Raw genomic sequence first — 1,008 nt, 5'->3', positions numbered from 1 at the left:
GCGAGGAGGTCTACCAGATCACCATCGGCGGCCGCGCCGACGAGGGCGCCGCGCTCGGCAATCTGATCGGCCCCGGCGTCAAGTTCGACGAGGTCGCCGACGTCGTCGAGGACATTGTGGAAGCCTATCTCGCGCTGCGCGAGCGCCCGGAGGAGCTGTTCATCGACACGGTGAAGCGCCTCGGCGTCGAACCCTTCAAGGAGCGTGTCTATGCCACTCGTTAACGGCGGAAAAATCGTCGACGACAGCTTCGTCAAGCTGGCCGTCGACACGCCGCTGCCCGAGGGCGGCGACATCCTGGTGCCGGCCGAGCGCTTCGTCGGTGAGGCGGATGCGTTGCTCAAGCGTGCCGGCAAGGTCGGCGTGATCTGGCCGAACAACCGCGACATCGATGAGCTCGTGCCGTATCTCGGCAAGGTCGCCGCCGTTGCGCTGGTGTTCCCGAGCTTCCGCGACGGACGCGCCTACAGCCAGGCGCGGCTGCTGCGCGAGCGCTACAACTATCGCGGCGAGTTGCGTGCGACGGGACAGGTGCTGCGCGACCAGTTCGTGTTCATGCTGCGCGCGGGCTTCGATTCCTTCGAGGTCAAGAAGCAGGCCGATGCGGAAGCCTTCATGCAGACCGCAAAGCGCTATTCGGTGTTCTACCAGCCGACCGGCGACGGCCGCATCACGGCGCTGCACCGGCGCATGCAGTTGCGTCACTCGGAAGGTGTCGGCACGTGAACGCCATTGCGCCTCAGCTATCTCCGGTGTCCGTTTCCGCGCTGCCCTCGGCCGAGGAGCTCGATCGCGCGTTGCGCGACGCCTCGCCCGCGGAGATCATCGCCGCGGCCCTGAAGACGGTCGGCCGCGACAAGCTTGCGGTGGTGTCGTCCTTCGGCACGGAATCCGCGACGCTTCTGAAGGTGATGGCGGACGTCGACCCTGCGATCCCCGTGATCTTCCTCGACACCGGCTGGCTGTTCGAGGAGACGCTCGCCTATCGCGACACGCTGGTCGCGACGC

2 protein-coding genes and 1 pseudogene are annotated in these 1,008 nt (G+C 66.7%); all 3 read left to right on the top strand.

What is annotated here, in order from left to right; genetic code table 11:
- Positions 1-224: pseudogene (locus tag AC1D00_RS42710) on the top strand (nitrite/sulfite reductase); the annotation flags it as partial.
- The gene (locus AC1D00_RS42705; protein WP_011084296.1) at positions 211-726 is read left to right on the top strand and encodes a DUF934 domain-containing protein; all 516 of its coding nucleotides are present in this window, start codon (positions 211-213) and stop codon (positions 724-726) included. The pseudogene AC1D00_RS42710 and the gene AC1D00_RS42705, both read left to right, overlap by 14 nt.
- A partial coding sequence (locus tag AC1D00_RS42700) for a phosphoadenosine phosphosulfate reductase domain-containing protein (protein ID WP_477014861.1) occupies positions 723-1,008 on the top strand: 286 nt, incomplete at its 3' end. The genes AC1D00_RS42705 and AC1D00_RS42700, both read left to right, overlap by 4 nt.

It is taken from the genome of Bradyrhizobium sp. P2_E8 (assembly GCF_056403875.1).
Note: the sequence above shows the minus strand (reverse complement) of the source record. Positions and strands in the feature narration are given on the sequence as shown.

What these genes read in the sequence shown, in the direction of transcription:
- AC1D00_RS42705 (WP_011084296.1), top strand. Translation starts at nt 211, where the DNA reads ATGCCACTCGTTAACGGCGGAAAAATCGTCGACGACAGCTTCGTCAAG.